Raw genomic sequence first — 5,802 nt, 5'->3', positions numbered from 1 at the left:
GCCTGTGAGCGGGCGAAGGCCTTGAAGGGCGCCCGGTACTCGTTGTGGAAGAACCCGGAGAACTTGACCGAGAACCAGCAGGTCAAGCTGGAGTGGATCGCGAAGACCGACCCGAGGCTGCATCGCGCCTACCTGCTCAAGGAGGGCTTACGTGTGGTGTTCCAGCTTCCCTACGACGCCGCCGTGGACGCGCTGGAGAAGTGGCTGAGCTGGGCGCGACGCTGCCAGATCCCCGCGTTCGTGAAACTGTCCAAGACCATCGTCAAACACCGAGACCGGATCCTCGCCGCGATCAAACACAACCTCTCCAACGGGCTCATCGAGTCCACCAACACCAAGATCCGCCTCATCACCCGCGTCGCATTCGGCTTCCACACAGCCCAGCCCCTCATCGCCATGGCCATGCTCACCCTCGGAGGCCACCGCCCCACCCTCCCAGGCCGCCAATGACCCACACAAGAGTCAGGAGCGCCAGAAATGCACCCAGTTTTCGCTTCACGGTGTGACGAGTCGTGACGCAGGTCGGAACATCGTTGCAGGTCAGGCACGAGCACTGTCCCGCGGAGCATCAGTCAACGGCCATCGTGCCGGGAAACTGGGTGCATTTCTGCACAGCGACCCGGGTTCCGTCGCCCTGTGGCCGTGCGATGTCGTCCCGCGGCGGCTCCACGTCGCCATTCGGGTCACTTCGGGAGAACCGCCACCTCCTGCAGGGTGGCCCGCCATGCGGCGCGACTGCGCTCCCGGGACTCGACATCGGGCAGACCTTCGTGGGTGAGGGTGAGCACGCACCGGTCATCGTGCGGGGAGCGACCGACCGAGACGCTCAGCCGCGTGCCGTCGGAGAGTCCACGCCGCCAGTAGCGCCACCTCTCACTGCTGCTCAGACGCGCATCCCCCTGCCAGGTCAGGCCCAGGGGGAGGGGTCGTCACCCGCGCGGAGCGCCCATGCGGCGGCGATCTCGTCGAGGCTCCCCGCCAATGTGCGCGAACACGACGCCAGGAAGGTGCCGTCCTCGACCTGCCCGGGAGCACGCCGACCGGTGTGGCGCTCGAAGGCGATGGCGACCGACTGGGCCCACCAGCCGGGGTTGGGGTACGGTCCCTGTTCCTCGATGAGGGCTTCGGCCACGCGGGCGAGCTGGCGGTGGGTGAGGGACTCGCCCCCGGCGCGTTCGAGGAGCACGAGCCACTCCTCCCAGTCGATGCCGGTCGAACGGGCGAACGACTCCGAGCCGATCCTCGCAGTGGCGCCGGATGCGGTGGTCCTCCGGGCGGCGTCCACAGTCCCCACCGTGCGCGGGATGTCCGGGGATCCCGACTCGCGGCTGGCGTCCTCCGTGCCCGGCTCGTGGGCAGTGTTCCCGGCACCCATGTCAGGACTCCTCCGCGGGTTGCGACTGGTCGGGGAGCGCGCGCATGTGGGCCACGGACTCCGTGACGATGCCATTGAGCACGTCGAGGTCGATGTCGGACAACCGCGAGACGTACACGCAGGACACCGTGCTCGAGTCGGGTCCCAGGGAAGCCAGGGCATCGGCGTGGCGCGCGCACCCGTCAGGCAGGTAGATGGTCATGCGGGCCTTGCGGGGACTGAAAGCGGCGAGCGCGGCATCCCCCTGGCGTCCGGAGGAGTAACGGTAGTGGTAGGAGCCGAACCCGATGATGCTCGGGCCCCACATGACGGGCGGCTCCCCGGTGATCCCCTGCATGAGGTCGATGAGCACACGCGACTCCTCGCGCCGGCGCGGGGTGGCGGTTGCGAGGAAGTCCTCGACCGGCACGTCGGTGGGGCGGGTCTTGTTCTGCGCCATGGCAGAAGCCTAGGCAGGACGGACAACCGCCGCGGGGGATGGCGGCCCCGAGGCCCCGAGGCCCCGCCCCCGCCCGCCACGTGGCGAGAGACGGCCACGCCCGTCGCGCCCGGCTGACACACTGTCGCCATGACTCGCGTCTCCCTCTACGACACGACCCTGCGCGACGGTGCCCAGCAGGAGGGCATCAGCCTCTCGGTCACGGACAAGTTGGCAGCGCTGCAGGTCCTCGACGACCTGGGGGTCGACGTCATCGAGGGCGGATGGCCGGGAGCCATCCCGAAGGACACGGAGTTCTTCCGGCGGGCCCGCGACCTCGAGCTCGCCCACGCCCGACTCGCTGCCTTCGGGTCCACGACGAAGCCGGGGGCCGATCCTGCCCACGACCCGCAGGTGCTGGCCCTGCGTGACAGTGGGGCGCCGGTGATCACGCTGGTCGCCAAGGCGGATCCCCGCCACGTCGTCTCCGCGCTGCACACGACCCTGGAGGAGAACCTCCGCATGGTCGCCGACACCGTCTCCTTCCTGGCGCGCGACGCGGAGGTGATGGTGGACCTCGAGCACTTCTTCGACGGGCTCGCCGCGGAGGAGGAGGGGTCGGGAGTACCCGTCGGGACCGGCCCGGCAGGCGTACCTGTCGGGACCGGCCCGGTCGACGCCACCGTCCCGGCTCCCGAGTACGCCCTGGCCGTACTCCTGGAGGCGGTCCGTGCCGGAGCCTCCACCGTCATCCCCTGCGACACCAACGGCGGCAACCTGCCCGACACGATCGCGCAGGTCACGGCGCGGGTGCGGGCGCTGCTGGACGCCGAGGGGTTCGGGCACGTCGTCCTGGGCATCCACTGCCACAACGACACCGGCTGCGCGGTCGCCAACACGCTCGCCGCGGTGGGGGCCGGGGCCCGGCAGGTCCAGGGGACCGTCAACGGCTACGGGGAGCGCACCGGCAACGCGAACCTGCTCACCTGCCTGGCGAACCTGCAGGTCAAGCTCGGGTACGAGGTCGTCCCCGAGTCCTCCATCGGGAGGCTGTCCACGGTCTCCAGCCTCTTCTCCGAGCTGGTCAACATCGCCCCCTTCACGCGTGACCCCTACGTCGGCCAGTCCGCCTTCGCCCACAAGGCGGGGTTGCACGCCTCGGCCATCCGGGTGGACCCCGACCTCTACCAGCACATCGACCCGGCCCTGGTGGGCAACGGGATGCGGATGCTCGTCTCGGAGATGGCTGGCCGCGCCAGCATCGAGCTCAAGGCCCGGGAACTCGGTGTGGACCTGTCGGGACGGCCCGGCGTCGCCCAGGAAATGGCGCGGGTGGTCAAGCAGCGCGAGGCGGAGGGCTACACCTACGACGCGGCCGATGCCTCCTTCGAGCTGCTCCTGCGCGACGAGTTGGGCACCCTGCCGCGCTTCGTGCGCGTGGAGTCCTGGAAGGTGTCCTCCCAGGAGATCGCCGAGGTCGAGGGGCGTCCGTTCACCCAGACCGAGGCCACCGTCAAGGTCCACACCGACGGCCGCCACATCCGCACCGCCGAGGGCAACGGTCCTGTCAATGCCCTGGACCGCGCCCTGCGCGCAGTCCTCATCCGCGACTACCCCGTGGTGGGGGACTTCGAGCTGGTGGACTTCCGCGTGCGGATCCTCGACGAGCAGCACGCCGGGACCGACGCCACGATCCGGGTTCTCATCCGCATGAGCGACGGCAAACGCACGTGGTCCACGGTGGGGGTCGGCACCGATGTCATCGAGGCGTCCTGGGAGGCTCTCTTCGACGGCTACTGGTGGGGTCTGCTCGCCTCCGACGTGGTCCCCCTGCTGGTGGTCGAGCAGGCCTGAGGAGCGCGGTCCCCCAGACGTTCGGGCCCGGTGTGTTGATCCTCCGATCGCGCACGTCAGCCCTCCTCCGCCCTCCCTGCCGGGGGGCACATCCCGGGTCCGTGCTCCTGGGGGCGGCAATGATCACCCGCCCTTCTTTGTCGGCGAACCACGCCCCCGCGGACCCGCGAACCACGCCCCCGCGGACCCGCGAACCACGCCCCCCTGGACGCGCGAACCACGCCCCCCTGGACCCGCGAACCACGCCCCCCTGGACCCGCGAACCACGCCCCCGTGGGCGCCCTCGTCGCCACCCACCGCGTCGACCCCGGAGGGGCCCACCCGGGGAGCCGGAATGCAGCGTGAGCCGCACCACGGGAGACGCGGGTGTGCCCGTGCCCGCGCGCGACGGACAATGGGGGCATGCATGGTGAGTACAAGGTCCCCGGCGGCAAGCTGGTCGTCATCGATGTCGAGGAGTCGGAGGGCGTGCTCAACGACCTCAGGGTCTCCGGCGACTTCTTCCTGGAGCCCGACGACGCCCTGGGCCGCATCACCGCCGCCCTCGAAGGCGCGCCCGCGGGGATCTCCGCGGCGGAGGCGGCCTCCCGCGTCCAGGACGCCCTGCTGCCCTCCGACACGCTCCTCGGTGTGACACCCGAGGGGATCGGCATCGCGCTGAGACGGGCACTCGGGCACGCCCTGAGCTGGGAGGACATCGACTTCGACGTCATCCACGGCCCGGTCGTGGACCCGATGCTCAATGTCGCCATGGACGAGACCCTGGTCGAGGAGGTCGCTGCCGGCCGCCGCAAGCCCTTCATGCGCCTGTGGGAGTGGAATGCGCCGCAGGTGGTCATCGGCTCCTTCCAGTCCTACGACAACGAGATCAACCAGGAGGGTGTGGACAAGTACGGCATCACCGTCTCCCGGCGCGTCACCGGTGGGGGCGCCATGTTCATGGAGCCCGGCAACTGCGTCACCTACTCCCTGGTCGTGCCCATTGCGCTGGTGGACGGACTCAGCTTCGAGCAGTCCTACCCGTTCCTGGACCAGTGGGTCATGGAGGTCCTGGAGAAGATCGGCGTCAAGGCCCGCTACGTGCCCCTCAACGACATCGCCTCCGAGGCCGGCAAGATCGGCGGCGCGGCCCAGAAGAGGTTCGCGAACGGCTACATGGTCCACCACGTCACCATGTCCTACGACATCGACGCCGCGAAGATGATGGAGGTCATCCGCATCGGCAAGGAGAAGCTGCGCGACAAGGGCACCCGCAGCGCGGTCAAGCGGGTCGATCCCATGCGCTCCCAGACCGGCATGGAGCGCGAGGCGATCCTCGACGTCTTCTTCGAGCACTTCCGCGACAAGTACGGCGCCACCGAGGGCACCATCACCGAGCACGACCTCGAGGTCGCCCGTGAGCGCTGCGGGACGAAGTTCGCCACCGAGGAGTGGGTGCACCGCCTGCCGTGACGCCCCTCCATTGACGAGGGCGACGCCCCTGGGTGAGGGGCACGTCGCGAGCGGCGGTGCCCCGGCGCGTGTGGGGGCGGAGCGGGTGCTCGGGGTGGACCGGAAGCACGGGCGCCCCGGGCAGGGCCCGTGTGAAGGGGAGGCGGTTCGGTCGGGTCAGGGGAGAGGTGGCCGGGGGCCGAAGACGGCGCTCCCGACGCGCACGATGGTCGCGCCCTCGGCGATCGCCCACTCCAGGTCGGCCGACATCCCCATGGACAGTGCGAGGTCACCATCGGTGGTGCACAGGCGTTCGGCCGCGCTGTCGCGCACGTGGCGCAGGCGCGCGTAGCTCTCCCGCACCGCGGACTCCTCCGCGGAGTGCAGTCCGACGGTCATGAACCCGTGCAGGTAGAGGTGCGAGGCCATCTCCACGGCCGCGACGATGCCGGGTATGTCCTGGGGCGCGCATCCGTGCTTGGAGGGCTCACCGGAGGTGTTGACCTGGACGAACACGGGGAAACGACGTCCCACGCGGTGGTCGAGGCGTTCCACCAGCTCCGTGGAGTCCACGGTCTCGATGAGGTCCACGGCTCCCAGCGCCTGGTTGACCTTGTTGGACTGGAGGGGGCCGATGAGGTGGATGCGGGCCCCGGGGACCTCCCGGATCGCCTCGGCGGTGGCCCGTGCCTCCTGGACGCGGTTGTGGCCCAGCAGCACCGGG

The 5,802-nt window shown here is 70.0% G+C and carries 6 protein-coding genes; 3 read left to right on the top strand and 3 right to left on the bottom strand.

Features of this window, described 5'->3' with window-relative positions; genetic code table 11:
* Window positions 1-450 (top strand): transposase (locus tag BQ9890_RS15260; protein ID WP_143226418.1); only part of this gene is annotated, 450 nt, incomplete at its 5' end.
* Window positions 451-907: 457 nt separating this feature from the next.
* On the opposite strand, the gene BQ9890_RS07025 is transcribed toward BQ9890_RS15260, so the two are convergent.
* A complete protein-coding gene (locus BQ9890_RS07025) occupies window positions 908-1,375 on the bottom strand; it encodes a hypothetical protein (RefSeq protein ID WP_075890373.1) in 468 nt (155 codons plus the stop codon).
* 1 nt (window position 1,376) lies between these two features.
* Window positions 1,377-1,814 (bottom strand): DUF1801 domain-containing protein, encoded by a 438-nt coding sequence (locus tag BQ9890_RS07020; RefSeq protein ID WP_075890371.1) that lies wholly within the window; start codon window positions 1,812-1,814, stop codon window positions 1,377-1,379.
* A gap of 129 nt (window positions 1,815-1,943) precedes the next feature.
* Here BQ9890_RS07020 and BQ9890_RS07015 point away from each other — a divergent pair, with 129 nt between their 5' ends.
* Together BQ9890_RS07015 and BQ9890_RS07010 are read left to right on the top strand one after the other, a co-directional pair.
* The gene (locus BQ9890_RS07015) at window positions 1,944-3,647 is read left to right on the top strand and encodes a (R)-citramalate synthase (RefSeq protein ID WP_075890369.1); all 1,704 of its coding nucleotides are present in this window, start codon (window positions 1,944-1,946) and stop codon (window positions 3,645-3,647) included.
* Between the two features lie 402 nt (window positions 3,648-4,049).
* Window positions 4,050-5,099 (top strand): lipoate-protein ligase LplAB, encoded by a 1,050-nt coding sequence (locus tag BQ9890_RS07010; protein WP_075890367.1) that lies wholly within the window; start codon window positions 4,050-4,052, stop codon window positions 5,097-5,099.
* A 156-nt stretch (window positions 5,100-5,255) separates the two neighbouring features.
* On the opposite strand, the gene BQ9890_RS07005 is transcribed toward BQ9890_RS07010, so the two are convergent.
* The coding region (locus BQ9890_RS07005) for a YggS family pyridoxal phosphate-dependent enzyme (protein WP_078062293.1) at window positions 5,256-5,802 on the bottom strand (547 nt) is incomplete at its 5' end.

The organism is Actinomyces provencensis, assembly GCF_900155435.1.
In the GTDB taxonomy this organism is placed as follows: Bacteria; Actinomycetota; Actinomycetes; order Actinomycetales; family Actinomycetaceae; genus Pauljensenia; species Pauljensenia provencensis.
The sequence above is the reverse complement of the archived record's forward strand: the minus strand, read 5'-3'. Positions and strand labels throughout refer to the sequence as shown.

What these genes read in the sequence shown, in the direction of transcription:
- BQ9890_RS07010 (WP_075890367.1), top strand. Translation starts at nt 4,050, where the DNA reads ATGCATGGTGAGTACAAGGTCCCCGGCGGCAAGCTGGTCGTCATCGAT.
- BQ9890_RS07025 (WP_075890373.1), bottom strand. Translation starts at nt 1,375, where the DNA reads ATGGGTGCCGGGAACACTGCCCACGAGCCGGGCACGGAGGACGCCAGC.
- BQ9890_RS07020 (WP_075890371.1), bottom strand. Translation starts at nt 1,814, where the DNA reads ATGGCGCAGAACAAGACCCGCCCCACCGACGTGCCGGTCGAGGACTTC.
- BQ9890_RS07015 (WP_075890369.1), top strand. Translation starts at nt 1,944, where the DNA reads ATGACTCGCGTCTCCCTCTACGACACGACCCTGCGCGACGGTGCCCAG.